Source organism: Parafannyhessea umbonata, assembly GCF_900111255.1.
GTDB lineage: Bacteria > Actinomycetota > Coriobacteriia > Coriobacteriales > Atopobiaceae > Olsenella_J > Olsenella_J umbonata_A.
The window spans coordinates 107,451-133,443 of sequence record NZ_FOGP01000004.1 but is presented as its reverse complement, the minus strand read 5'-3'; the positions used below and the strand labels follow the sequence as shown (position 1 = coordinate 133,443).

Below are 25,993 nucleotides of genomic sequence, written 5' to 3'. Positions count from 1 at the left end.
ACAACCTAAGATGCCAGGCTCTTCTCCCCCGGGGATGCCCTACTGAACCTCGACCTGAAGCTCCTCGTCGATGCTGCGCGTGGCGCCGTCAGTCGGCGGATACAGGCTCACGGGCTTGAATCCCTCGACGAACTTGCCGGCGGCGAACGCAGGTGGCACCTCGACGGGATACTCGCCGTTGTAGCAGGCCTTGCACCACCCGACCTTCGGCACGCAGCTCTCGAGCCCCTCGAGCGAGAGGAACGCAAGCGAGTCGGCCTCGATGAACTGGCACACCTCCTCGACGTTCTTGGTGGCGCTGATCAGCTGTGCCTGCACGTCCGTGTCGATGCCGTAGAAGCAGGGCCACTTGACCTCGGGGCAGTTGATGCGCACGTGGACTTCCTTGGCGCCGGCGTCCTTGAGCATGCGAACGATCTGCTTGGAGGTGGTGCCGCGCACGATGGAATCGTCGACCATGACTATGCGCTTGCCCTCGACGTTGTCGCGCAGCGCGTTCAGCTTGAGGCGAACGCCCATCTGGCGCATCTCCTGCGTTGGCTGGATAAAGGTGCGGGCGACGTAGCGGTTCTTGATGAGGCCCTCGCCAAACTTGAGCCCAAGCTCGGCGGCAAAGCCCTCCGCAGGAGGCAGGCCAGAGTCGGGAACGCCGATGACGAGGTCGGCGTCGACGGGTGCCTCACGGGCAAGTTGGCGACCCATGTTGTAGCGCATCGAGTACACGGAGCTGCCGTCGACGATGGAGTCGGGGCGCGAGAAGTACACCTCTTCGAAGATGCAGTTGTGCGTCGCACGTGCCTGGGTGCCGGGCTCGGAGACCAGGCCGTCCTCAGAGATGCGAATGATCTCGCCCGGTTCGATCTCGCGCACGAAGCGAGCGCCGACAATGTCAAAGGCGCAGGTTTCAGACGCGACGACCCAACCCGCGCCGGTTCCGTCCTCGCGAGCGGGAAGCTCCCCCAGAACCAGCGGCCTGATTCCGTGCGGATCCCTGAAGGCATACAGCGCGTTCTCGCGGGCGAGCGCCATGGCATATCCGCCCTCGATGAGGTTCATCGTGTGCCTGATGCCCTTGATGATGCGATGCTCGTGACCCGTGAAGAAGCCAATGAGCTTCGCGGCCACCTCAGAGTCGGTGTTGGACCTGAAGCGCACGCCCACGCGGTCGAGCTCCGCGCGGAGATGGTCGGAGTTCACCAGGGTGCCATTGTGCGCAAGCGCGATAATGACGTCGTCGATGGTGGACAGGTGAGGTTGAGCCGCCTCCCAGCTGCGCGCGCCCGAAGTGCCATAGCGAACGTGTCCGACGGCAAGCTTGCCCGGCATAGCCCCCAAATCGTAATCCGAGAAGACCTCGGCAACAAGACCCAGGTCCTTGCGGACCAGCACCGTAGAGCCATTGCCCACGGCGATGCCCGCGGACTCCTGTCCGCGATGCTGAAGGGCGCGGAGCGCAAAGCAGGTGAGTCGGGCAACGTCGCGGTCGGGTGCCCAAATGCCAAAGACGCCGCACTCCTCGTGGAGCGTGTCGGCGTCTTCGCGGACGTCAAGCCCGGTAAAATTCTCTAGCACAAATCCCCCTATACAGAGGCGGCAACCGTTGCCGCCTGAGCCTCGGACTTGGGTACGCACACCAGCAGGGAGCGACCGTACCCTTCGTAGTAGTTGCAGGTAGACATGGTTAGAACATGGCTCGTTCCGGAAATGATGGTCTCGGCGTCGGCGCGGCGGGTGACCGACTTGCCCAGCAGACCCATAAGGTAGGAACGGAACTCATCATCAGAAGCGAACTGGAAGCGACGGACGTTCTGGTCGTTGGGGTCGGTGTAGTAGACCATAAGCGGCTCGAGCTCGACGGCGCCGCCCTCGGTTACGTACCAGACGGTATTCGTCGCATCGAAGGTTGCCTGGTCGTTCAGGAGGAAGAGCGGGTAGAACATCGACCCGTCCTTGAGGTGGTGCCCGTACAGGATGGTCTGGTTGTCTACCAGGCCAGGAGCGGTGTTCTGGTAGTCCATGAACACCTGTCCGCCGATGGTCCAGTAGCCCTCGGCACTGTGCCTCAGGTACCAGGTATTGTCTTCCCCCTGGTAAACGGGATAGTTGACCGTAGTGCCAGGAACCTCGAGCCAGCCGACGACGTCACCGTTGACCGCCTTAAGCCCCTCCCAGTCAACGGTGGGTGCCTCCGACTCCTTCGTCGGCACGCTCGCATACGTCGCAAGCTTCTTGTTCTCCTGGTCCTGCTTCCAATAGTTGTACTGGGCAAGGCCCCAGCTTCCGGCCGCGTAGAGCAGGAGGGCGACGCCGCACGCGATCAGAATGTTCGACACGATTCTGCGGGCACGGTGGGCCTTGTGACCAGAGACCCCCTGCTCGCGGGAGGCTGCGCGCTTCTCGTTGTCGGGAGTCGTCTTCATGGCTGCCTAGGCCTCGGCCATCGCGTTCTTGAACTCTATGATCTTGCTGCGATACTCGGGCATGGTCGCGCCGAGAATCTGGGTCGCATAGATCGCGGCGTTCTTGGCGCCGCCGATGGCCACGCAGGCCACGGGAACGCCCGACGGCATCTGGACCATGGACAGAAGGGAATCCATGCCACCCAGGTCGCTCGTCTTCATGGGCACGCCGACGATGGGGAGCGGGGTATACGCGGCAACGACTCCGCCAAGATGCGCGGCCTTGCCGGCAGCGGCGATGATCACCTTGATGCCACGGTCCGCAGCGGTGGACGCCCACTCGTGAACCCTCGCCGGCGCGCGGTGAGCCGACGCAATCACAAGCTCGTAGGGAACGCCGAGCTCGTCGAGCTGCTCGGTGCAAGCCTCCATTGCCGGAAGGTCCGACTTGGACCCCATGATGATTCCCACGAGCGGTGCCTCTGCCATTGCTCCTCCAAAGCCCTTTCACGGTTGGCGCGCCAAGCGCCCTGTCTTTTCACAAGTATAGAGGGCGCATACGCCTGTTTTACTCCGCAGGCAAACTGCAACAGAGCATTTATAAAGACGGACGTGGGTGGTGGCAAAAAAGCGCGGCGAAGGCGTTACTATTTTCATATCCTGCCACGGCACCAACATTCGAGTCATTGTATGCTGCCGTCGTCTCGCGAGAAGGGCATAGGCTGATGGGCTCGGCACGCCACATAGCGTCGCGCATCGCACGCCGTTCGTCCGCATGCCTCGCTGCGGCCACGTGCCCATGGCACCGCGCGCTTCTCGCCGTCTTGCTCTGCTGTCTCGCCCTGCTTGGCTGCGGCGGAAGCAGCGCCCAGGGCGCGCCGTTCGCGCCAGCCCAGTCGATTCGCGACGCCGTGTTTGTTCGCGAGGCCGCCATCGCACAAAACGACGGGTACATCGACGCCTCGCACACCTCGGACGGATATGTCAGCGCGTCGGCGACCTCGGAGGCACGGCTGAAGGTCCAAATCACCCACGGCGAGCAGAGCTACAACTACGACCTTCCCTCAGACGGTACGCCCACGGTATTCCCCCTCAACATGGGCGACGGCGACTACGTCATCAGAATCATGCGTAATACCAGCGAGAACAACTACGTCGAGACCACCAGCGCCAACGTCTCGGTCACGCTGGCCTCCCCCTTCGAACCCTTCCTGAGGCCCAACGTGTACTGCAACTACAGCGAGAGCAGTGCCTGCGTCGCCAAGGCGCGCGAGATCGTATCAGACGCCCAGAACCAGGGCGAGGCCGCCCAGAAGATCTGCGCCTTCATCGTAGACAACATCTCATACGACACCCAGAAGGCCCAGTCCATCGGGAACGTAAAGGGCTACGTGCCCGACCCGGACGAGACGCTGGCGACGGGCAGGGGCATCTGCTTTGACTACGCCGCGCTTGGTTGCGCAATGCTGCGCAGTCAAGGCATCCCGGCACAGCTCGTCACCGGCTACGTCTCGCCCGGCGACATCTATCACGCATGGATGATGGTCTACGTCGACGGCAGCTGGCAAACAGCCTCGTTCACCGTCGAGCAAAACGCCTGGAGTCGCGTTGACCTAACCTTTGCCGCTGCGTCCGACGCAACCCAATATGTGGGTGATGGAAAGACGTATACTGACAGGTACATCTATTGATTTTCGTCAGCAATCTGACGATGCGAGGGGGCAGTCCTATGGCAGACACGTTGCTGGACAGCAGTGCGCTGAGCGCGTTCTGCGGAAGCATGGCAAACATGCTCTCGGCGGGCATCCAGGTGGACGAGGCGGTCCACATGCTTGCGGACAACCAAAGTGACTCGCGATTCAAGAGCGTCTGCGCGGACCTTTACAGTCACCTGATCGAAGGCAAGCCCCTCTCCACCGCCATGGAAGAGACCGGGGCCTTCCAGCTCTACGCCATCGAGATGGTCAAGGCAGGCGAGCAGTCCGGCCGCATCGAGGACGTCCTCAGGAGCCTCGACACCTATTTTGACGAGAAGAGCACGGCCTTCGCAAAGTTGCGTGCGGCGGTCAGCTACCCTGCGGGCCTCCTGTGCATCATGGCCGTCATTCTCGCCTTCACGGTCGCCTTCATCCTCCCGGTCTTCGTCGACTCCTACGAGAGAATCTCCGGCTCCCTCACGACAGGATCCTTCAACGCCGTGGGCATCTCGATTGTCATCGGCTGGATCGCTCTGGTGGTCACCATCGTCATGGCCGCGGTCGTTGCGGCGATGACGATCGCAAGCGGGTCCGAAAGGGGCCGCGACCGCACGATCGCCTTCTTCGAGAGGCTCAGTTTCACGCGCGAGGCCATGTACGAGCTCGCGCTCGCCCGCTTCACCTCCGCTCTGTCCACCTACGTTTCCTCCGGCCTCGACACCGAGACCTCCATGGCGCGTTCCAAGGAGCTCGTTACCAATCCCATCCTGCGCAAGAAGCTCGATGCCGCCTTCCAGGACATGTGCGATGCCGAGGCGCCGCTCTCCCTCGCACAAGTTATCTCGAAGCACGAGATCTTCGAGCCGGTCTACGCGCGCATGATTCAGGTCGGATCCTCAACGGGAAGCGTCGACTCGGTTCTGAACAAGCTCTCGAAGGTGTTCTTCGAGGCGGCCCTCGAGCGTGTCGACCAGCTGATCGCCCGCGTCGAGCCGATGCTTGCGGCCTTCCTCACCATCGCCGTTGGTGCGACCCTGATCTCGGTCATGCTTCCTCTCATCGGCATCATGAGGTCCATCGGATAGGGGGCGTCGATGTACCACGAGCTTACGCAGGAGCGCATCAAGAGCAGACGGCGGGCGCGCATCATCTCGCTCGTCGTGACCGTCGTACTCGCCGTGGTCTGTGGTCTTGCCGTCAACGCGTACCGACGCAGTGCGCTTGAGCAGGGCGCCGCCTCGGTACGCGAGGCGATTCTGGAGTCCGCAAACCACTGCTGCGCGGTCGAGGGGTCCTACCCCACCTCCCTCGGCTACCTCGAGCGGAACTACGGCCTCGTTGTCAACCACAACGACTACGTCATTACCTACGAAGCATACGCGGGAAACGTCGCGCCAACCGTGGTGGTGATTCCACGATGAGAGCCCCTTCCGACCAATCGGGCGAGAAGCGCTTCGAAGCCATCGCCGCGAGCGCCGCCATCGATGCGGGAAGTCGACGCGACCCCATGCGCATCTTCCTGATAATCCTTCTTGCAAGCTTTATCATCATCGACCTTGTCGCCATCGCCGCGGCAACCGTAAGCTATCGTTCGCTGCACCAGACGCAGGTCGACAGCCAGCAGGGCATGCTCGCCCTTGGCCCCGTCGTGAGCACCGTGCGCGCCAACGATGCCGCAGGCTCCATCGCGCGCGGAAGGGGGCCGGAGGGCGAGTCCCTCGTCATCATCGAGAAGCTCGAGAGTGGCACGTACGAGACGCGCATCTACCTCTACCAGGGTAACGTCGTCGAAGAGTATGCCATCGCGGGTACCCCGTACACGCCCCAGAAGGCGACAGTACTCGGCGCAAGCTCGGCCTTCTCGTTCTCGTACAAGGACGGCCTGCTTTCAATTACGACCGACAGCGGGACCGCAAACGTCGCGCTCCGCAGCGTCCAGGGAGGTGAGTAGCCATGACAAAGCGCCTAAGCGCACGCCTGGTCGGCGGCGGCAACACGGCCTTCCTCGTCGAGGCACTCGTCCTGCTCATGGTCCTCATCGCGACGCTGGCGGTGTTCTCGACCCTGTTCTCGTCCGCGCTGGTCGCCGGCAAGCACAGCGCACGGCTCAACGAGGCAGTCCTCGCGGCGTCCAACGAGGCCGAGTCCTTCTCGGCGGACCCAAAGGTCGGACAGACGAGCGACACCCAGGGCGGCCTCGTAGTCGACAGCGACGTCTCCGCAGAGCCCACCTCCAGGGGAACGCTCTACCACGCGCGCATCACCGTACGCGAGGTCGACGGAAGCGAGCTCTTCTCGATGGATACGGCGCGCTACGTGGGAGGTGAGCGCTCATGAGTCGTTACAGCAAGGCCGGCGGCAACATGCGCATTGGCCTCCTGACCATCTTGACGCTGGTAATCATCATCGTTCTGGCCGTGCTTGCGGTGCTCGCCGTCTCGACCTCGAACGCGATGAGCTCGCTCGCCAACAGGCAGGCCACGATGGCTGCCGAGGGATACGAGGCAGAGGCCACGGGACAGACGCTGCTCTCCAAGATTGACGGCATCGTCTCAGGTTCGAAGGACCAGAACAGCGCAATCGACGCCGTGTCCAGCCAGCTCACGAGCCTCGCGGGCGAGTGCTCCACGGACGACGCGTCGGTGAGCGCGAGCATCGACGGAACGGCTGTGACCGCAACCATCACCACGAAGCACGGCCACACGCTCAAGATCAAGATTGGCATCAACGGCGACCGCTCCTACACCATCGAGCAATGGGAGCTCTCCACCGTTACCGAAAGCGATACCAGCGACTATTCACTTTGGGGCGGCGACGCCTCCAATAAAGACTAGGAGTCCCCATGGATCTCGAGAGCATGCTCAGGCAAATGATCGACAAGAAGGCGTCTGACGTCTTCGTCATCGCCGGCCTCCCCCTGTCCTACAAGGTGAGTGGTCAGCACTATCGCACCGACTCGGAGCGACTGATGCCTTCCGACACGGAGGCTCTGGTCAGGCGCATCTACGAGATTGCGGGTCGCGACTTCTCGCACTTCGAGTCGAACTACAACCACGACGAGGACTTCTCGCTCTCCATCGCGGGCCTCGGACGCTTCCGCGCCAACACCTTCCGCCAGCGCGGGTCCTTCGGCATGGTCATCCGCGTAATCCCCTTCGGCCTGCCCGACCCTGACGAGTTCGGCATCCCTGAGGAGGTGCTCGACCTGGTCAGATTCCAGCGCGGTCTCGTCCTGGTCACCGGTACCGCCGGAGCGGGCAAATCGACGACGCTCGCCTGCATGGTCGACCGCCTGAACCACGAGCGCGCCGGCCATATCGTGACCATGGAGGACCCCATCGAGTACGTGCACCATCACGGCACCTGCATCGTCACCCAACGTGAGGTTCCCACCGACGTCGCAACCTACGACGAGGCGTTGCGCTCGGCACTGCGCGAGTCCCCGGACGTCATCCTCCTGGGCGAGATGCGCGATAGGGACACGATGGCCACCGCCGTCACCGCAGCAGAGATGAGCCAACTCATCCTCTCGACCATGCACACCTCGAGCGCGTCGGCTACGGTGGACCGCATCGTCAACACCTTCCCCTCCTCGCAGCAGCGTCAAATTCGGCTTCAGCTCTCCATGGTCCTCCAGGCCGTCGTGAGTGAGCAGCTCGTCCCCACGACGGATGGGAAGATCGTCCCCGCATTCGAGATCATGGTCTGCAACCCCGCCATCCGCAACCTTATCCGTGAGGAGAAGAGCTACCAGATCGACTCGGTGCTCGCCTCCTCCTCCACGCAGGGCATGCGCACCATGGACCAGAGCCTCTTCAACCTGGTGAAGCAGGGCACCGTCTCGAAGGAGGTCGCTCTCCAGCACGCCATTCACCAAGAGGCGCTCGAGAACAGGTTCAATGCGGTCGGCCTCTAGAGTCGGGTGGGCCAGCCGCCGGCCGGGACACCTCTCAGTCAGCTGACGCTGACACAACGATTATGCCTAAGGCGAGAAGGACTTGTCCTTCTCGCCTTCTTTACGCGCCTTCTCGGCAGGCAATCATCATGCCGCCGCGCGCTGTTTCCAATCGAGCACAAGTCGCGCTTCGGGCGGGCAAATGGCTATCCTTGTGCCTTAGGCATCGGTCCATTAGTCCATGCGAAAGGAATAGCCATGAGCAATGCCAAAGATCTGTATCTGTACAAGCGAGAGGGAGCCTACATCCCTCGCATCGCAGCCGTCCATGACCTGTGCGGCTACGGAAAGTGCTCGCTGGGAGTCGCGATTCCCGTGCTGTCCGCAGCCGGCTGCGACGTGTGCCCCGTGCCCACTTCCCTATTCTCGGCGCACACCAAGTTCCCCTTCTTCTACATGCATGACACCACGCCGATGCTCGAAGAGTATCTGGACGCCTGGGACAAGGAGGGCATAGAGCTTGACGCCGTTTACTCTGGCTTCCTTGGCTCCGCCGAGCAGGTAGGGGCAATCAACCGCATCTACCACGCGCATCCCAAGGCGCTGCGCGTGGTCGACCCCGTCATGGGCGATGGCGGCAGCAAGTACCCCACCTACACCGACGAGATGTGCAAGGCCACGGCCGAGCTGGTCGAGGGTGCTGACATCCTGACGCCCAACCTCACCGAGGCATCCATCATCACCGGCATCGAGTATCGCGGGCAGGACGTCGACGTTGAGTTCATCAAGCGCAACATGGAGGCCCTACTGGACATGGGCGCCAAGACTGTCGTCATCAAGGGCGTGGCCCACGGCGACGGCGTCATCCGCAACTACGTTGCGGGCAAGGACTTCGAGACCTGCGAGGTCTGCGCAGAGCAGCTTCCCTACATGCTCCACGGCACGGGCGACCTGTTCGCGTCCGCCCTTCTGGCTGCGGTCATGAGCGGCAAGAGCCTGTACGACAGCGTCAACTTTGCTGGCAAGCTGGTACACGATGCCATGATCGTAACCCGCCAGCAGCCGGACTACGAGACGCGCGGAGTCAGCTTCGAAAGCGTCCTGGGCGAGATTACCGACCTCGTACGCTAGCCTCACGCCAGTCACGCGCCCGAAAGCCAGCCGCTCGACTGCACATGTTGTCTGAAAAAGAAGGCCAGGTCGTATGACCTGGCCTTCTTGCTGCATAGCCTGCAGAGAACCTTACTGGGCGCTCGAGCTGGTCGATTCCACGGTTGCCGAGGAACCTCCGTCGGAAGACGTCGCGGACTCGTCCGACGTCGCCGCGGCGGCCTCGGTCGAGCTCGTGGCGGAATCAGCTTTGGACTCCGACTTGGAGTCCTTCTCGTTTTCAGAGGTGCCCAGAACGTTGCTGATTACCGAGGTGGGCGTGAAGGACGACGTGATGTTGTCACGCAGCTGGTCCTGCATATTCTGGTCGAGACCGGTAATCGTGCAGTTGAAGCGCACCACGCCGTTCTCGTTCGTCGTCTTGGTCCAGACGAACGTCATGATGGTCTTGACCTCGCCCTTTGGCTGCAGGAGCCCGAACAGCGCGGACTGCTGGTACTTGCCGTTCTCGTCCACGTGAACGTTCACGTGGTACGTGACCGTGTTGATGTTGGGGTTGAGCAGAGAGTTGACCGCGAAGGCCGTCGCCTGGATCTGCGCGCCCGAGAAAGCCTCGAGGGCATTCTGCGAGGTGGTGTCGACGACCGTGACCTCGATGCGGTGCGTGTTCTCGTCCGCCTCCTGGACCGAGAAGGTATCAGGGAACTGCGTGAAGCCATTGCCCCACTCGACGCCGCCGTGAAGTGCGGAGGCAACGCTGGTAAGGTCGGCGTTCTCGGCAAGGTCGGCCGTGTTGGCGCGACGCACGAGACCACAGGAGACCTGAGATACGACGACGATTGCGAGGAATACGATGACGAAGCCGACGGCCGTCTTGGTGATGACCTTCTCGACGTTGGAACCCGAGGGGTCTGCATCGGACAGCGGGTCGACGTCGACGCCGTGGCCAAGCTCCTTACGGCGCTTGCGCTGCTTCTTGGCGGTCTCCTCGTTGGTGTGACCGGTCTCGTCAACGGTGGCAAAGAGCTTCTCGGCCTGCTCGGCGGTGAGCGCGCCCTTCTGGATGCGGGCCCTATCGTGTCTGTTTGCCATGCGGCCTCTTCCTAACAATCTCAAGCCACCCATGGCGGCCAGCATTTCTTTTCGTGTTGGTTTCCCTAAGTATAGGCAAGGCGACAGGTGCCTGGGCCTCTTAGCGTCGCCTTACAGCTAATGGCTACAGCCTGGCCGCAGCCTACTGTTCCTGAGGCGCAAGACGGTGCGAGACCGCGTCGCAGATGAGCGCGCCCACGACGGTCTTGGCATCCTCGATCTTGCCGTCGAGCACCGCATCGATGAACTCTGGGAGCTCCACGAGGTCGACGTTGATGAACTCGTCGACGTCAGGGTCGGACGCAGCCTGCTCGAGGCCCGTCGCCATGTAGATGTGGATGAGCTCGTCGGCAAAGCCGCAGGAGGTTGCGATGGTGGTAAGGAATGCCATCTTCTGGGCCTTGAGGCCCGTCTCTTCCAGAAGCTCGCGAGCGGCGCAGCTCAGGGGGTCCTCGCCAGGGTCAAGCTTGCCGGCGGGAATCTCGACCGTGACGCGCCCGAGGGCGGTGCGATACTGCCTCACGAGACAGATACGGCCGTCGTCGGTAAGGGCGACGACGGCGACAGCGCCGGGATGGCGCACGACATCGCGCGTGGCCTTGCGACCATCGGGGAGCTCCACCTGAAGACGGTCGACGTTGAATATCTTCCCTGTCCAGGCAACGTCTTCGGAGAGCACCCTCTCGCTGAGAGAGGCGTCGCGCGGATCGTTGTCCCCCAGCACGAGCTCGCGACGCTCCGGTGTGCCGGACTGGTGATCATGAGAAGAGCGATCGCCGTCGAAGGTGAAGGCGGTCACGCTGGAGCGCATGCTATCAATGGCATCAGTCAGCTGGTCGCCCGACGTCGGCTCGTCGATGATCGACTCCGTTGCCTTGCTATTCTCGTCAGCCATAATCCTCCAATGCAATTGCGGCGCCCGCAGACGCCGCAACCCAACTCATCGAACTAGTTCGCTACAGGTTGGAGCGGCCCTTGATGGCCTTGATGCCAATGTCGTGGCGGTAGGTCTTGCCCTCAAAGCTAATCTTGTCGCAGGCCTGATAGGCAAGGTTTCGAGCATCCTCAAACGTCGACGCGACCGCCGTGACGTTCAGCACGCGCCCGCCGTTGGTCAGGACGTTGCCGTCGGCGTCGAGCTTAGTTCCGGCGTGGTAGACCGTCACGCCGTCCATCGCGTTGGCATCGTCGACGCCAGAGATGATCTTGCCCTTCTCGTAGGAACCGGGATAGCCCGCCGACGTGAGGACGACCGATACTGCCCAGTCGTCATCCCACTGAACCATGTCGGAGGAGAGCGTGCCGTTGTCACAGGCGAGGAAGCACTCGACGAGGTCGGCCTTCATGCGAGGCAGCACGACCTGCGTCTCGGGGTCGCCAAAGCGCGCGTTGAACTCGAGGACCTTGGGACCGTCCTTGGTGAGCATGAAGCCGCCGTAGAGGCAACCCTGATACAGGATGCCGTCGGCACGAAGCTGGTCGACGACCTTCTGCTCGATCTGGATCATCTTCTCGAGCTCGCCGTCGAGCAGGATAGGGACGGGAGAGTAGACGCCCATGCCACCGGTGTTGGGACCCTTGTCGCCGTCCAGTGCGCGCTTGTGATCCTGAGAGGTGGCAAGGGGAACGACCGTTGCGCCGTCGGTCAGCGCAAGCAGGGAGCACTCGGGTCCCTCAAGCATTTCCTCGACGACCACAGTGTTTCCGGCCTCGCCGAAGGCGTTGAAACACTCGTGGACGCCCTCGAGAGCCTCCTCGACCGTGAACGCGACGACGACGCCCTTGCCGGCAGCGAGGCCGTCGGCCTTCACCACGCAGGGGCCGTTGAGCTCGCGAACGTAGTGAGCACAGGCGGACTCGTCCGTAAAGGAGCGGTAAGACGCGGTGGGCACGCCGGCGCGGGACATGACCTTCTTGGCAAACTCCTTTGAGCCCTCCATCTGCGCGGCGGCTCCAGACGGACCGAACACGGGAATGCCAGCCGCGCGGACAGCGTCGGCGACGCCGGCGACGAGCGGGGCCTCGGGGCCGATCACGACGAGGCCGATGTTATTGTCGCGCGCAAATGCCGCGACGGCCTCGGGAGACTCCTGGTCAAGGTCGACCGCCTCGGCAAGCTGATGCATGCCGCCGTTGCCCGGGGCAACGTAGAGCTTTCCCGCACGCGGGGACTGGGCGAGCTTGGCAAGAAGTGCATGCTCCCTTCCTCCCGCACCAAGAAGAAGGATGTCTACCGTGTCTTTCGAGCTGCTCATTCTGCCTCCTCGGCCTTGAAAGTTATTAGCTGTCAAGCGCTTCGTCTACCTGAAAGAAGGACGCCGCCTCGGCGGGATCCAGCAGGCTCTGGGGAACATAGGCCAGCCCGACGGCGCCGACGCCCAGCTGACTCGTGGTGGTAGGGTTGGTGTCAAGAACGGCGGCGCAGTCCGACTCAAACTCATTGGTGTCAAGGGGCTTCTCGACAACCGAGAGGAACTTGGGAACGCCACCACTGACCTCGACATAGATTACCGGACCCATCTTCTGGGCATAGGCGCTCATAGTTCGCGCCATGAAGCCCGAGAGCCTCGAGAGCTCGCTCGAGCGGAAGAGCTCGTTGGCCTGCCCCTCGCCATTGATCTCAAATACGCCCCTGATGCCCAGCGCGCGTCGCTGGAGACTGGTCACGTGGCCCAGAATCCCCCTGCTCCTGTGCCCGATTCCGTGATCAGGGCGAGCGGCAGCAGAGGGAATGACCAGCATGCGGGACTCCTGCGCCACCCTGACGGCACGTGCAACGCATTCGTCGACCCCGAAGCCGGCGTCACGATCACACGCAAGGCGGGCGAGGACGAGGGCGAACTTGCCCGAGGTGCCGCGCGTGTCCATCACCTGAATGCGCGCACCCTTGGTCTCATGAGCAGCCGCGACGGCGTTCTGATAGGCATCACGCATCTCGGATGACACGTGCACCGAAACGATCTGGGTGTAACCCTGGGCGACGAGGCTCTTGTAAACGTCAGCGAGCTCCTCGACGGACGGCGAGTAGGTGTTGACCTGTCCCGTACGCGACGAGAACGAGACGAAGTAGTCGGGCGCGTCGATGTCAATGCAGTCACGGTAGGTCTCGTCAGCAATGCGCACCTTGAGAGGGACAAGAGCGACCCCCGCCCTCTCCAGAACGGAAAGGGGGAGGTCACAGGCACTGTCACATACTATGGCAAAGTTTTTGCGAGACTCGATCATCACGAACGGAGCCTAGTTCCAATAACGGTCGATCGTCTGCTCGCGATCGGGACCGACGGTGATGATGGAAACGCGGACGCCGGCGAGCTGCTCGAGGAAGTCGATGTAGTCCTTCGCCTCGCGCGGGAGCTGGTAGAAGTTGCGGACGTCCGAGATGTCGCACTTCCAGCCAGGCAGGGTCTCGTAAACGGGCTTCGCGTGATAGAAGACGCTCTGGTGCTCGGGGACGGTCTTGTAGATCTTGCCATCACACTCGTAGGCAACGCAGACCTTAATCTCGTCCAGGCAACCCAAGACGTCGAGCTTTGTGATGGCGAGGTCGGTCAGGCCGTTGACGCGGGCGGCGTAGTTAACGACCACGCCGTCGTACCAGCCACAGCGACGCTTGCGACCCGTGGTGACGCCATACTCGTGACCGACCTCGCCGAGCAGGTCGCCCGTCTCGTCGAACAGCTCGGTCGGGAAGGGACCAGAGCCGACGCGGGTCAGATAGGCCTTGGCAATGCCAAGGACGCGCTTGATGTTGGTGGGACCAACGCCAGAACCGGTAACTGCGCCGCCGGCGGTGCAGTTGGAAGACGTCACGAACGGATAGGTGCCGTGGTCGATGTCGAGCATGGTTGCCTGGGCACCCTCGAAGAGAATGTTCTTGCCGGACTCGAGCTGCTCGTTGAGGAAGAGCGAGCTCTCGACGATGTAGGGGCGAATGCGCTCGGCGAAGGGAAGGTAGGTCTCGCAGATCTGGTCGACCGTGTAGGTCGGCATCTCGTAGACCTTCTCGAGAATGGGGTTGGTGTATGCAAGGGCAGCCTCGAGCTTCTCGCGGAAGATCTTCTCGTCCAACATGTCCTGAACGCGAAGGCCCGTGCGGTTCATCTTGTCCATGTAGGTCGGGCCGACGCCACGCTTGGTAGTGCCGATAAGGTTCTTGCCGAGCTTCTTCTCGTGAGCGCCGTCGAGATCCTTGTGATACGGCATGACAATGTGGGCGTTGCCGGAGATCTTGAGGTCGCCGCAGTCGATGCCCTGCTCCTCGAGCATGTCAATCTCGCCCAGGAGGACCTCGGGGTCGACGATGCAGCCGTTGCCGATGACGGGATAGGTCCCCTTATACATAACGCCGGAGGGAACCTGGTGCAGTGCGAGCTTGTGGCCGTTTGCGATGACCGTGTGGCCAGCGTTAGCGCCGCCCGCGTAGCGGCATACGACGTCGAAGTCGCCGGAGATAAGGTCTGTCACCTTACCCTTTCCTTCGTCTCCCCACTGCGTACCAACGAGCACTGATGCAGGCATTACTACCCCTCTCGGATTTGTTCTACACACCATTCTTTAGTATACGCCCCGCCAAGGGCTGCTAAACGTTCTTGCAACATGCACACGACTTCGCCTATTCCTCGTGGCGATCCATTTCGACGAACTTCGTCGTACCTGGGAGGAATACGAGCGGGATGATGTCGAGCGGGCCGGAACGGTTCTTCGCGATGATAAAGTCCGTGACGTTGAAGTCTGGGCGGTCTTCGCTCGCCGCCTCCTCCTCGGTCATCGAACGATCCAGCAGGATTACGATGTCGGCGTCCTGCTCGATGGAGCCCGACTCGCGAAGGTCGGAAAGCTCGGGACGCTTGCCCTTGCGGTCGGTAACGTTACGGTTAAGCTGCGAAAGCGCGATTACCGGAACGCCAAGGTCCTTAGCCATGATCTTGATGCCACGTGACATGGCGGAGACCTGGGTGGCACGGCTGTCCGCACCGCCGCTGCCCGAAGGCGGCTCAAGGAGCTGGAGGTAGTCGACCACGACCATGCCCTTCTCCTTATCCTTGAGCATGCGGCGGGCCTTGGCTCGAATCTCGGTAACCGTTGTGCCAGGGGTATCGTCGATCATGACGTCGAGGGTCGAAAGCTCTCTGGTCGCGTCCAGAATGGTGGGCCACTGGTTTGCCTGAATCTTGGCGCCACGGAGGTCGCCCAGGGGAATGTGGGCATGCGCCGAGAGCAGGCGCTGGGCGATCTCGGCCTTACTCATCTCGAGCGAGAAGAACGCGACCGACGCGCCGTTAACCGCCGCGTTGATGAGAAGGTTAAGCGCGAACGAGGTCTTACCGACACCAGGTCGTGCGCCGATGACGACCATCTGGCCGGGGCGTAGACCCTGAAGCCTCGCATCGATTCCCCTGTATCCGGTCTGGACGCCCAGGGCACCGTCGGGATTCTCGCAGGCCTCAGATAGCTCTTCGTAGAGGTCGCCCATGACGTCAGACAGGCTCTGGAACGTGTCACCAATCTCGTCGTTGGTGACGTCGCGCAGGAGCCCCTCTGCGGTGTCGACAACCTCCTTGGTGTCCTCGGGTGCGTCGAAGGCGAGGGCGGTAATCTTGGAAGAAGCCTCAATCAGGGCACGGAGCGTGGCGTCACGGTGAAGGATCTGAACGTGATGCTTCCAGCTAGCGAGCGAGAAGGAATTGGAGTTCAGCTCGATGAGGTAAGCCATGCCGCCAATCTGATCGAGCTTGCCGGACGATTTGAGGTGGTCGGCGAGGGAGATCGGGTCGACATTCTGACCGTTATCGAACAGTTCGCGCATCGCGATGAAGATGCACTTGTGCGAGTAGAGGAAGAAGTCCTTCTCTTTGAGGACGACGAGACACTCCTGAAGAACCTCTTGGCTCAGAATCATGGCCGAGAGAATCGACTTCTCGGCCGAGAGGTTCTGCGGCATTGTTCCGCCGCCCTCGGGAACGTTGGGGATCGAATAACTCTCGAAGACGGTGTCCGGCATGGGAGCAACTCCTAGCGATGAAAAAAGATGGTGCAGGGGGATGGTACCGCAAAACCAAATGGACGATTTTGTCCATATCCCCAATTAACAGGGCATTGTTGATAGCTATTTCGCGTTAGCGGGCAATTCTTGCTTTTTCAACGTTTTCAACAAATTTGAAAAATTTTCCGAGAGGTAGTTTTCAACATTCTCGCGTTGACATCAGAAGGTACCCGTCAACCTGCGCCTATCGTCAAAAAAAGTGAGAATTTGAATATGAGAAATGATATTTCCGCAGGTAGACAGCATTTTCCCGAACGCACAAAAAGAAGCCCCGCCAACACCGCAAAAACGATGCCAGCAGGGCTCTTGTGACACTAAGCTCATGTCAATTGTCAGGCCGTTCCATCCGTCAGCTCAAGGATTGTTGATATCCGCGATTTGGGACGGAACATTTGTTGACAAGTACAGTTACTCAGCGGACTCCTCGGTCTCAGCAGCCTTGGCAGTCTCCTCGACCTCAGCGGTCTCCTCTGCCTCGACAACCTCCTCCTCGGCGTCGGGATCAGCGACGTGGAGGGTGATGACCGCGCCAATCTCACGATAGAAATTGATCTCGACCTGGTGGGTACCAGCGGTCTTGATCGTGCCACCGCGCACGATGCGCTTGCGATCAATCTCGATTCCAAGCTGCTCCTTGATTGCGTCGGCAATCTGAGCGGCGGTAACGGAGCCGAAGAGCTGGTCGTTCTCGCCAACCTTGGCGTCAATCTTGACGGTCTTGCCGTCGAGCTGCTCCTTGGAGGCGGTAGCGTCAGCGATGCGCTTCTCTTCGCGCTTGGCGATGACGTGACGGCGCTCCTCAAGCTGCTTGATGTTGCCCGGGGTGGCGGGCTGAGCAATCTTGCTGGGGAACAGGTAGTTCTCCGCGTAGCCCTGAGCGACCTCTACGATGTCGCCCTCGCCGCCCTTGCCCCTGAGCTCACCCAGAAGGATGACTTTCATGGGAACTCCTTTTGTTGGTCGACCTTACGGTCGACTCCTTGCTTACTTAGCGGCCTTGTCAACTGTCCTGCGGCCACGATCTAAATCGCGAAAGTTTGCCGCCAGCAGGTCGACAAGACCCAAAACGCTCGGTACAACAAACGACACTTCAGCCCAAATCAGGGCTGCTGCGAGAATGCCTCGCAACAAGGATCCAACATTGAGCTTCCTTGCGTACCAGTCGGCAACGGCCACACCCTGAAGAGCGAGGACGATGCGCGAGGCCGCCAGCCCGTTCCTGCCAACGAAGTCGGCTAGGGAGGACTGGTCACCCAGATGAGGTGCCGCCACGGCAAGCGCGGCGGACACCACAAAGGGAATCGCCACCCAGCGTGGGGCATCGTAAGAGCAGAGGCGCCCCAGGACGGGACGCTTAGCACGCTTACGAAGCGCAGCGCTCGCTCCGACAAGGGAGCAGACCAACAGTCCGATGGCGTTTATGACGTATGCCATCGGCCAGTACTGCCGGATAAGGTCCGACGCGACCGAAAGGTTCGTCTGTGCCGCAATGTTGTTGGATCCGCTGAGATACTGGGAGTAAGCGCCAATCACTTGCTCGATGACATCAGGCAGCGTGTATCCATTCATCCATGCGACGCAGGCGTCGACGGCCGCGAAGCAAAGGCTTATGGCCACTCCCAAAAGAATGACCCTTTGCTCCGAAACCTCCTGGTCCAAGCCCCACCACGAGATGAAACCAACGCAAGCGCAGGTAATCACCACATAGGGGAGCTGGCTCCAGTCGAAGAGAACGGCAGCGAGGAGGGCCGGAACAAGCAGGCTGGAAAAAAGAATTGCCCTCGGCTTGCCCTTGGACCCCAACCCCATCCGGCAAATGCCATACGAAGCCAGGAGCGACCCCGCGTTTGGGCTGGCGTAGGCAATAGCGGCGCCAAACACAGCCCAAAAGGATCCGGGCCTTGCAAGGCGTTGCCCGTCTCCCCGTTTCTGTGCTCCAGAGACTTTTGCCTCAGGAACCTCACCCCCTGGGATACGTTCGTATCCCTGGGGTGGTACGGGACGTTTGCTGTCGTAGTCTTCACTCAACGATAACTAGATCCTTCTGAAGTAGCCCTACTACCCGCGGTTGCGGCCACCACGGCTAGAAACCACGGTGACGGTGTACGGAAGAAGAGCCATCTCGCGAGCGCGCTTGATGGCGATCGCAATGTCGTGCTGATGCTGCGTGCAGGCGCCAGTGACGCGACGGGGCTTGATCTTGCCACGATCGGTCATGTACTTGCGGAGGAGCTGGGTGTCCTTGTAGTCGATAAACTCGACACCCTCCTTGCAGAACTGGCAATACTTGCGACGCGGCTGGCGCTGTTCAACTTTCCTCTGCTTAGCCATGTCTTTAATGCCTTTCTACCGACAGCCCTGACGGGCCGTCATTAAGATCCTAGAACGGGATGTCCTCGTCGTAGACATCCGCCGCAGGCGGATTCTGGACGGGGGGACGAGACTGCTGGGGGGCGCGCGCGGGAGCGGGAGCGCTGTAGGTCTGGTAGCCACCATCGCCCTGCTGGCCGGAGTTCCTCGAGGAGAGGAACTCAACCTCGTCAACAATTACCTCGAGCTTGCTGCGCTTCTGGCCGTCGCGCTCCCAAGAGCTCCAGCGAAGCTTGCCCTCGATGGCAACCTTCTGGCCCTTAGAGAGGAAACGAGAGAGCGGCTCGGCGCGATTGCCGAACACGACGCAATCTACGAAGTTGGGAACGTCCTCCCACTCGCCAGTCTGCGGGTTGCGGCGGCGGTCGTTAACGGCGACGCCAAAGGTAAGAACCGAGGTTCCGCCACCCGTCGCGCGCAGCTCGGGATCACGAGTAAGGTTTCCGGAAATGTTCACCCTGTTGATGCTCACGTTGCTCACTGCCTCTCATCCACGGACTCTACGTCCGGTCTTCCAAAACTAGTCCCTGTCGGTACGACGCACGACCATGTGGCGCTTCACGGCATCGTTGATGCGGAGAACGCGGTCGAGCTCGGCGATCTGAGCGGGATCTGCGTGGAAGTTGACGAGGGTATAGTCGCCCTCAGTGAGCTTGTCGATCTCAAAGGCGAGCTTGCGCTTGCCCCAGTCCTCGACGTTGTCGATCGTGCCGCCGTTCTCGGTGACAGCGACGTCAATACGCTTGGAGACGCCGGCGCGAGCCTCCTCGGTGGTCGCGGGATCGACAAAATACAGCAGTTCATAAGCCTTCATGTGGTCACCTCCTCTGGGCTAACGGCTCCGGTTAGTGAAGGTTGCATCCGGAGCAGGAAAGGTCAGTCTGTCATGCTAACACAAATGACATCAGCCTCTTCATACGCAATCGGCTCATTCCCTCTCCCACACACATCCCACATCCAAAGCTAATAGCCCCGCCTGACACAAAACTACCCCCGTACAGCGCGTAACTGCACGGGGGTAGTGATGACGCAGGTCAAACCCTTGTAAGAAATTACGGCTATTCCTTTTCGACTTCTGAGAATCTCAAAGTCGCCACATTACTGCTGAGAAGGACCTTCCTCGCCATGCTGGGAAGCGTTGCCGCTCAGGGAAATAGTCTCAACGCTCTCCGAGGCCTCAGGGGCGGAATTAGACTGGACTGCGGGAGCCGGCTGGGCAGTCGGCGCGGGCTGAGCGGCGGGCTGAGCAGACTGCGGGTATGCAGGGTCCTGGGCGACGGGCTGATATCCCTGCTGCGGATTAGCAGGAGCAGAGGTCACAGGCTGATACGGAGTGACGGCGGGTAGAGGAGCGTGCATGTCGCCCCAGGCCGGAACATTGAACTGCCTGACCCAGAGTCCGGCCATCGTGTAGGCGATCATGGTCGAGAACACCTCGCCCATGCAGCAAATGTAAATGACGACAAGAATGACCGGAATGAGTCCGGTGATCGCCGAAATGATGTGGGACATCATCATTCTGTCGCTATAGGAATAGAAGTAAGCGTCATAGGCATTGGCGCCGATGCTGACGATGGTGGGAACAATCGCAACCGTAACGATAAAGGCGAAGACGATGCCGATGATGAGCTGCATGAGCGTGAAGATGCCAGCGACCTTGGCAAAGCCCTTGGCGTCAGCCTTAATCATGTTCGCAATGACAACGGGCTGGAAGCCTGCACCCATGCTCTGATAGATGGTCACGCGGATTTGGTTGACCATGAAGGCGACGCCGATGAAGATGCCCAGCACGTTGACGGCAAGCTCAACGATGGGCAGGTGATTGAACAGGACGCTGATGAAGTAGTTCACCGCACCCCAGACACAAACCCAAACGAACGTGGGGACGAAGGCGCGCCAACCACTCTTGATGCACTCGCCAACCTGAACGTTCTTCTGCTTGGGAGCAGAGTCGACGCCCCAGGCAGTGAGGCGAGCCCACTCAAGCACGTAGCCATTTACGCCCAGGATGCCCGCAACGGGGACCCAAAGCGCGATGGCCGCGACGAGAATGGTCTTAATCCAACCCTTGTCCTTCGTGAGGAGGGCCCATGCACGGCCGTAGTAGCCTGCGCTCTCAGATGCCATGTGATACTCCTTCCGTCTTCGGCATCCAAAGGATGCCGGCGATCATAGGCATGCGATTAACCTACGTATAGTCTAGGGCATAACCCGTTTTCCAGCGTTCCGGGAGCTTTTCACACGATGACAGGAAACCTGTAGGTAAAGAAAAAGCCAGCCCGTAGGCTGGCTTGTTCTTGCAATGGCGGAGGAGGAGGGATTCGAACCCTCGTACCCGCGAAGCGGGTAAACGGTTTTCGAGACCGCCGCATTCAACCACTCTGCCACCCCTCCGAAGGGTGATTCAAAAGTGGCGCCCTGAGGCGCCACTTGGAAGATTCTGGCGGAGAGTCTGGGATTTGAACCCAGGATACGCTTTAGGCGTATACACGATTTCCAATCGTGCTCCTTCGGCCACTCGGACAACTCTCCCTAAAACCGCAAGGGGTAGTATACATTACTTCCAGTCACATTGCGACGCACATTATTTCTTCAATACCAATTCATCTGCCGACAGGGCATACCGAAGCGACTCTAAGGTATTACTATCATATTCTTACTCAAATATAGTTGTCAGCTTGATGCGTGTACGAGGAGCGCGTTGTGATACCCGAGATCATTTCCTCCACTGGACCAGACATGTCCGCGATGAGCATTCCCGTCTGGCTCGACCTATCGGCCGTCGTCATCGGCTCGGTGTCGGGCATACTTGTCGCGCAGGAGCGCAAGCTTGACCCCGTCGGATATGTTGCCCTCGCCGTCATATGCGGTTTGGGCGGCGGCCTGGTTCGTGACGTGATAATGCAGCGTGGTGGGGTCTACATGCTCGACTCAGCCGCAGCCATTCCCCTTACGGTGACGGCAGGTCTGTTCGGCTTCCTGTTCCCGAGCATCCTTAAGAAATTCCCCAACCTACTCGAATGGGTAGACATCATCTCCGTCGGGCTCTTTGTCGCGGCCGGCACAGACAAGGCGATCGTGTACAGCCTCACCCCCTGGGCGGCGGTGCTGATGGGCACCATTACGGGCGTCGGAGGAGGCATGGTGCGCGACATTTGTCTGGGAGACACGCCCCGCATCTTCCAACGGAGCAACTTCTACGCGGTGTGTGCCCTCGCCGGCGCCGTCGCCTACTACGCAGGTGTGCTTCTCATCTGCTTCAACCGAACCTGGGCCGTGGTTCTATGCGTGGCGATAACGGTCGGCCTCAGAAGGTACTCGCTTCGGTTCAACGTACTCTCCCCCACCGACGTCGACCTCGTGCCAAAGGTCAAAGAGAGCGCAAGGGAAATGTACCGCCAGGCCATCGACGAGGGCATGCACCGCTCAAAGAAGATCACCCGAAGGCTCGCGCGCAAAAAGGCCCATGACCACAGGTTCGTTCTGGTCCACGACCACGAAGAGAAGAAGGACAGCAACAAATAGCAGGACCCAGCAAAGCCTCATTCCATCCTGTCAAGTGCCTAGACAAATGAAGAGAGCGGCCGAGAAGGACTTTCCTCCTCGGCCGCTCTATTTGCGTCACTACGTGTCTTTGCGCACGGACGCCGACCTTAGCCATCCAACGTCAGACTCAAGGCAGACTACTTGTTGACCATGCCGTTCTTGACGCGCCACTTGCGACGGTCGGTCTCATTCAGAATGCGCTTGCGCATACGAATGTTCTGCGGTGTGATCTCAACAAGCTCGTCGTCCATGATGTACTCGAGAGCCTCCTCGAGCGTGAAGGACTTGGGCGGGGTCAGCTGCACCGCAATGTCAGCGGTCGAGGAACGCTGGTTGCCCAAAGACTTGGTACGCGCAATGTTAACGACCATGTCACCAGGCTTGGAACGCTCGCCAACCAGCATGCCCTCGTAGCACTCGTCGCCAGGGCCAACAAAGAGCTGGCCGCGCTCCTGCAGGGTGCCGAGCGCGTAGGCAACGGCCTTCTCGGTCGACATCGAGATCATGGCACCGTTCTGGCGACCGGCGATGTCGCCCGCATAGGGGCCGTACTCCTGGAACGTGTGATAGAAGACGGCATCACCGTGCGTGACGTTGAGGATGCGCGTCTTGAGGCCCATGATGCCGCGGGTGGGGATGCTGAACTCGAGGTGCGTCTGCTGCACGCCGGCCATCATGTTGGTCATGGTGCCACCGACGTTACCGAATACCTCGATGACCTTGCCGGAGTACTCGTTGGGGCACTCGACGACGGCCTGCTCGATTGGCTCAAGTGTGTTGCCATGCTCGTCCTTCTTGAACAGGACGCGGGGACGGCCGACCTGGAACTCAAAGCCCTCGCGGCGCATCTGCTCCATCAGGACGGAAAGGTGAAGGATGCCGCGGCCGGAGACCTCGGTGCCGGTCTTGTCGGGGAGCTCTTCGATGCGCATGGTGACATTGTTCTCGCGCTCCTGCTCGAGACGCTCCTTAAGCTGGCGGCCGCCAACGATATCGCCCTCGCGGCCGACGAGCGGCGAGGTGGAGGGCTCGAAGATGATCGACAGGGTCGGGGGATCAATCTCAATGGGATCGAGCTCTACAGGGTTCTCGGGGTCGGTGTAGACGTCACCAATATCCGTGGAGTCAACACCGACCACTGCGGCGATGTCGCCGGCCTGCGCCTCGCTGCACTCCTTGCGGCCAAGGTAGTCGAAGGTGAAGAGCTGCTTGACCTGGCTCATCGTACGAGAGCCGTCGTTCTTGACGACCAGGATCTTGTCGTTCACATGGATGACGCCGGAGTAGATGCGGCCGATGCCGATGCGGCCGACGTACTCGGAGTGGTCGATGGTAACGCACTGCATGGCGAGGGGGCCCTCAACGTCCACATCGGGCGCGGGCAGCGCGTCGACGATCATGTCCATAAGGGGCAGCATGTCCATGTTGCCATCCTCGGGGTCAAGGCGGGCGAAGCCGTTGACCGCGGAGGCGTAGACAACGTGCTCCATGGTGAACTCGAGCTGCTCGTCGTCGGCACCGAGGTCCATCATGAGGTCAAGGCAGTCATTGAGGGCCTTCTCGGGGTTGGCGCCGTCACGGTCGATCTTGTTGATGCAGATCATGATCGACAGGCCGGCCGCGATGGCGTGACTCAGGACGAAACGCGTCTGGGGCATGGGGCCCTCCGCCGCGTCAACCAGCAGAACGGCACCGTCAGCCATCTTGAGGACGCGCTCAACCTCACCGCCAAAGTCAGCGTGGCCAGGCGTATCGATGACGTTGATCTTGATACCGTTGTACTCGATGGAGATGTTCTTGGCCAGAATGGTAATGCCGCGCTCGCGCTCCTGATCGTTGGAGTCAAGAACACGGTCCTCGACCTGCTGATTCTCACGGAAGGCGTTAGTCGCCTTGAGCATCTGGTCAACCAGAGTGGTCTTACCGTGGTCAACGTGCGCGATGATTGCGATGTTGCGAATGTGCTCCTGGAGCATGTGTACCTCTTTGACGTCAGGATGCTGCGCGGCGCGCAGATTAATCGACATAGACTGAAAAACTTTATCTCAGCCAAAGGCGATGTGACGCGTACGTCGCGTTACTCCATGTAAATTGCTTGCCGAAGGCACCTTCCCACCATATGCCCGCTTTGCAAGACAGGGCAGCGAGTGGTATGGACGTGACGTCGGCGGCCACGTCGCGAAGCTACAGAAGGGGCTCCGTCTCCCCCGCCGGCGCCGGCTCGCTCCAGGCGAATTCGTCACCTGAGCCGATGCCCTCGACGAACGAGTATGCGGAATATGAGATATAACCCTTCTCGCCAAACTCGAGGAGAAGCGCATCCCTGTAAGCCCCGGATTCGTCCTCCACGGCACCAAGGTACGAAAGCGCATAACGAAGCGGGTCGGCGAGATGCGCGTCGGGATCGCCGTGGGCAGAGGCGACCTTCCTGACCTTCTCTCGGGCGCCCTCGAGGCAAGCCTCGACGCCGTCGTGCGAGAACTCATACGAGGCGACCTCACCACCGCCATCCTGAATCACCAGGAGGACGTTGAAAGTCGTTCCCTCGGCAAGGAGGTCGAAGGCGTCACCCATAAGCGTGCTCGACAGCTCGTCGGTCTCGGGCGATACGCCGTCCTTGCGCTTGATTTCCTCTTTCATGAATGGCTCCTTCGCACCCGTTTTCTGTGATGATAGCGCGAGAGAAATGCTTGTGCTGGCGGCGGCCAGTCGGCACAAAAATAGGCCGGGGCAAGTGCCTCGGCCTATAGATAATTTGGTGGAGACGATGGGGATCGAACCCACGACCTCAGGCTTGCAAAGCCCGCGCTCTCCCAGCTGAGCTACGTCCCCGATTCTGCGCGCGATTGGGAATCGCCCTCTTGTGATTAATAATCGCCCCAGCGGCGACTCGGCTCACGCTGGGGCGACTATTCACAAATAAATGGTGGGCCCGACAAGGTTCGAACTTGTGACCTCCCGGTTATCAGCCGGACGCTCTAACCAACTGAGCTACGGGCCCAACGCGAGAAGTAATATTACGCATGGTTCCCTCTTAGGTCAACCGAAATATTAAATTCGTTCCAAATTTCTTCGTACAATTATCAATAATGAATGTTTACTTCAGATAGCTATCAAAAAATATCACTGTTAAATTGCTTGTAACCACTAATTAAGCATTGATAACTTACATGGAAGAATTATTCACATATGTACCGATTTAGGAATTTCTCTACTAGTTCTCCCCCAAGCGGGTACCATAACCACCACAAAAGAGAAGAGGTGAACGTCATGATTCGCATGGACATTCAGACTATCGTTGTCGGCGGCGGGCCAGTCTCGTCGCTTGTGGTTCTCCGCACCCACACGCCTTACAAGGGAAACACTTCGGTCCAGCTTCCCATCCGCATCGGTAGTATCGAGGCAACCGCCATTTCGCTCGGAGCCGAGGGGTCTTCTTCCACGAGACCTCTCACACACGACCTCCTTGCGGCGACGATACGCTCCCTCGGGGCCACTCTCGAAGCCATAGACATCGTTGACGTGCATGGAACGACGTTCTACGCAGAGCTGCGCCTGACACGCGCGGACGGAACCTCTACCCGTGTCGACGCACGCCCATCGGACGCCATAGCCATAGCGGTGCGTCAACATGTCCCCATCTTTGCAGAGGAAAAGGTCATCGATGCGGCCTCCATGCCAGACTTCGCCGCGGTAGAGGATGCCGAGAAGCAGCAGGAGATGCGCGAGTTCCACGAGTTCGTAGAGACCCTCTCCCCCGAGGACTTCTCTTAACACGCGCCGTCACAGCGACATATCATAACGCGCGCCAAAGAGGGCGCGCCCTCTTGTTCAGATTCAT

The 25,993-nt window shown here is 60.4% G+C and carries 27 protein-coding genes and 4 tRNA genes; 10 read left to right on the top strand and 21 right to left on the bottom strand.

Annotation, left to right across the window (positions count from 1 at the left end):
- Nucleotides 1-39: 39 nt before the first annotated feature.
- From purF to purE, 3 genes are read right to left on the bottom strand one after another with little or no spacing between them, the layout of a single operon-like run.
- Entirely contained in the window at nt 40-1,572 is a 1,533-nt protein-coding gene (gene purF / locus BMY31_RS06255; protein ID WP_078687284.1) for an amidophosphoribosyltransferase, read from the bottom strand.
- Between the two features lie 8 nt (nt 1,573-1,580).
- Nucleotides 1,581-2,420 (bottom strand): class B sortase, encoded by an 840-nt coding sequence (locus BMY31_RS06250; RefSeq protein ID WP_091009183.1) that lies wholly within the window; start codon nt 2,418-2,420, stop codon nt 1,581-1,583.
- Nucleotides 2,421-2,426: 6 nt separating this feature from the next.
- Entirely contained in the window at nt 2,427-2,888 is a 462-nt protein-coding gene (gene purE / locus BMY31_RS06245; RefSeq protein ID WP_078687286.1) for a 5-(carboxyamino)imidazole ribonucleotide mutase, read from the bottom strand.
- A gap of 236 nt (nt 2,889-3,124) precedes the next feature.
- Here purE and BMY31_RS06240 point away from each other — a divergent pair, with 236 nt between their 5' ends.
- The 8 genes from BMY31_RS06240 (at nt 3,125) to BMY31_RS06205 (ending at nt 9,122) form a co-directional block, all read left to right on the top strand.
- On the top strand, nt 3,125-4,090 hold the full coding sequence (locus tag BMY31_RS06240) for a transglutaminase-like domain-containing protein (RefSeq protein WP_091009180.1): 966 nt from the start codon (nt 3,125-3,127) through the stop codon (nt 4,088-4,090).
- A gap of 38 nt (nt 4,091-4,128) precedes the next feature.
- Nucleotides 4,129-5,181 (top strand): type II secretion system F family protein, encoded by a 1,053-nt coding sequence (locus BMY31_RS06235; RefSeq protein WP_078687288.1) that lies wholly within the window; start codon nt 4,129-4,131, stop codon nt 5,179-5,181.
- Between the two features lie 9 nt (nt 5,182-5,190).
- On the top strand, nt 5,191-5,517 hold the full coding sequence (locus BMY31_RS06230) for a hypothetical protein (RefSeq protein WP_078687289.1): 327 nt from the start codon (nt 5,191-5,193) through the stop codon (nt 5,515-5,517).
- Nucleotides 5,514-6,047 (top strand): DUF4860 domain-containing protein, encoded by a 534-nt coding sequence (locus BMY31_RS06225; RefSeq protein WP_091009178.1) that lies wholly within the window; start codon nt 5,514-5,516, stop codon nt 6,045-6,047. Before BMY31_RS06230 ends, BMY31_RS06225 begins: the two co-directional genes overlap by 4 nt.
- A 2-nt stretch (nt 6,048-6,049) precedes the next feature.
- The gene (locus BMY31_RS06220) at nt 6,050-6,433 is read left to right on the top strand and encodes a hypothetical protein (RefSeq protein WP_078687291.1); all 384 of its coding nucleotides are present in this window, start codon (nt 6,050-6,052) and stop codon (nt 6,431-6,433) included.
- The gene (locus BMY31_RS06215) at nt 6,430-6,930 is read left to right on the top strand and encodes a hypothetical protein (RefSeq protein WP_091009175.1); all 501 of its coding nucleotides are present in this window, start codon (nt 6,430-6,432) and stop codon (nt 6,928-6,930) included. The genes BMY31_RS06220 and BMY31_RS06215 overlap by 4 nt, the downstream gene beginning before the upstream one ends.
- An 8-nt stretch (nt 6,931-6,938) precedes the next feature.
- Complete coding sequence (locus tag BMY31_RS06210) at nt 6,939-8,012, top strand: type IV pilus twitching motility protein PilT (RefSeq protein WP_091009172.1); 1,074 nt, start codon at nt 6,939-6,941, stop codon at nt 8,010-8,012.
- A gap of 237 nt (nt 8,013-8,249) precedes the next feature.
- Complete coding sequence (locus BMY31_RS06205; RefSeq protein ID WP_091009169.1) at nt 8,250-9,122, top strand: PfkB family carbohydrate kinase; 873 nt, start codon at nt 8,250-8,252, stop codon at nt 9,120-9,122.
- Nucleotides 9,123-9,233: 111 nt separating this feature from the next.
- Here BMY31_RS06205 and BMY31_RS06200 read toward each other — a convergent pair whose 3' ends face one another.
- The 14 genes from BMY31_RS06200 to BMY31_RS06135 all read right to left on the bottom strand — a co-directional run bounded on the left by BMY31_RS06200 (nt 9,234) and on the right by BMY31_RS06135 (nt 21,138).
- A complete protein-coding gene (locus tag BMY31_RS06200) occupies nt 9,234-10,193 on the bottom strand; it encodes a hypothetical protein (protein WP_091009166.1) in 960 nt (319 codons plus the stop codon).
- A gap of 142 nt (nt 10,194-10,335) precedes the next feature.
- On the bottom strand, nt 10,336-11,088 hold the full coding sequence (locus BMY31_RS06195) for an NUDIX domain-containing protein (RefSeq protein ID WP_091009163.1): 753 nt from the start codon (nt 11,086-11,088) through the stop codon (nt 10,336-10,338).
- 61 nt (nt 11,089-11,149) lie between these two features.
- Nucleotides 11,150-12,448, bottom strand: a complete 1,299-nt coding sequence (gene purD / locus BMY31_RS06190; RefSeq protein ID WP_091009160.1) for a phosphoribosylamine--glycine ligase — start codon at nt 12,446-12,448, stop codon at nt 11,150-11,152.
- Nucleotides 12,449-12,473: 25 nt separating this feature from the next.
- Nucleotides 12,474-13,418, bottom strand: coding sequence for a DegV family protein (locus tag BMY31_RS06185; protein ID WP_091009158.1), 945 nt, complete (start codon nt 13,416-13,418; stop codon nt 12,474-12,476).
- 12 nt (nt 13,419-13,430) lie between these two features.
- Nucleotides 13,431-14,711 carry an adenylosuccinate synthase gene (locus BMY31_RS06180; RefSeq protein ID WP_091009155.1) on the bottom strand — a complete coding sequence of 427 codons (1,281 nt, stop codon included), beginning with the start codon at nt 14,709-14,711 and terminating at the stop codon, nt 13,431-13,433.
- 94 nt (nt 14,712-14,805) lie between these two features.
- The gene (dnaB, locus tag BMY31_RS06175; RefSeq protein ID WP_078687300.1) at nt 14,806-16,194 is read right to left on the bottom strand and encodes a replicative DNA helicase; all 1,389 of its coding nucleotides are present in this window, start codon (nt 16,192-16,194) and stop codon (nt 14,806-14,808) included.
- Between the two features lie 450 nt (nt 16,195-16,644).
- Nucleotides 16,645-17,178: a 50S ribosomal protein L9 gene (gene rplI, locus BMY31_RS06170; protein WP_091009152.1), complete on the bottom strand. Its 534-nt coding sequence runs from the start codon at nt 17,176-17,178 to the stop codon at nt 16,645-16,647.
- A gap of 42 nt (nt 17,179-17,220) precedes the next feature.
- Complete coding sequence (locus tag BMY31_RS06165; protein ID WP_143802948.1) at nt 17,221-18,264, bottom strand: DUF2232 domain-containing protein; 1,044 nt, start codon at nt 18,262-18,264, stop codon at nt 17,221-17,223.
- Between the two features lie 30 nt (nt 18,265-18,294).
- Nucleotides 18,295-18,567 carry a 30S ribosomal protein S18 gene (gene rpsR / locus BMY31_RS06160; protein WP_078687303.1) on the bottom strand — a complete coding sequence of 91 codons (273 nt, stop codon included), beginning with the start codon at nt 18,565-18,567 and terminating at the stop codon, nt 18,295-18,297.
- A 49-nt stretch (nt 18,568-18,616) separates the two neighbouring features.
- Nucleotides 18,617-19,078 (bottom strand): single-stranded DNA-binding protein, encoded by a 462-nt coding sequence (locus tag BMY31_RS06155; RefSeq protein ID WP_078687404.1) that lies wholly within the window; start codon nt 19,076-19,078, stop codon nt 18,617-18,619.
- Between the two features lie 48 nt (nt 19,079-19,126).
- A complete protein-coding gene (gene rpsF / locus BMY31_RS06150) occupies nt 19,127-19,420 on the bottom strand; it encodes a 30S ribosomal protein S6 (RefSeq protein WP_078687304.1) in 294 nt (97 codons plus the stop codon).
- Nucleotides 19,421-19,704: 284 nt separating this feature from the next.
- Complete coding sequence (locus BMY31_RS06145; protein WP_091009146.1) at nt 19,705-20,733, bottom strand: DUF4013 domain-containing protein; 1,029 nt, start codon at nt 20,731-20,733, stop codon at nt 19,705-19,707.
- Between the two features lie 176 nt (nt 20,734-20,909).
- Nucleotides 20,910-21,000 (bottom strand) — tRNA-Ser (locus tag BMY31_RS06140).
- Nucleotides 21,001-21,047: 47 nt separating this feature from the next.
- Nucleotides 21,048-21,138, bottom strand: a tRNA-Ser gene (locus BMY31_RS06135).
- A gap of 171 nt (nt 21,139-21,309) precedes the next feature.
- Here BMY31_RS06135 and BMY31_RS06130 point away from each other — a divergent pair.
- The gene (locus BMY31_RS06130) at nt 21,310-22,131 is read left to right on the top strand and encodes a trimeric intracellular cation channel family protein (protein ID WP_234970713.1); all 822 of its coding nucleotides are present in this window, start codon (nt 21,310-21,312) and stop codon (nt 22,129-22,131) included.
- A gap of 158 nt (nt 22,132-22,289) precedes the next feature.
- Here BMY31_RS06130 and typA read toward each other — a convergent pair whose 3' ends face one another.
- The 4 genes from typA to BMY31_RS06110 form a co-directional block, all read right to left on the bottom strand.
- Nucleotides 22,290-24,128: a translational GTPase TypA gene (typA, locus tag BMY31_RS06125; protein WP_091009143.1), complete on the bottom strand. Its 1,839-nt coding sequence runs from the start codon at nt 24,126-24,128 to the stop codon at nt 22,290-22,292.
- A 208-nt stretch (nt 24,129-24,336) separates the two neighbouring features.
- Nucleotides 24,337-24,792, bottom strand: a complete 456-nt coding sequence (locus tag BMY31_RS06120; RefSeq protein WP_078687307.1) for a hypothetical protein — start codon at nt 24,790-24,792, stop codon at nt 24,337-24,339.
- A gap of 116 nt (nt 24,793-24,908) precedes the next feature.
- Nucleotides 24,909-24,984: transfer RNA gene (locus BMY31_RS06115), tRNA-Ala, on the bottom strand.
- 92 nt (nt 24,985-25,076) lie between these two features.
- Nucleotides 25,077-25,153, bottom strand: a tRNA-Ile gene (locus BMY31_RS06110).
- A gap of 269 nt (nt 25,154-25,422) precedes the next feature.
- Between BMY31_RS06110 and BMY31_RS06105 the strand changes: the two genes are divergently transcribed.
- Complete coding sequence (locus BMY31_RS06105) at nt 25,423-25,926, top strand: bifunctional nuclease family protein (RefSeq protein ID WP_078687406.1); 504 nt, start codon at nt 25,423-25,425, stop codon at nt 25,924-25,926.
- Nucleotides 25,927-25,993 lie beyond the last annotated feature (67 nt).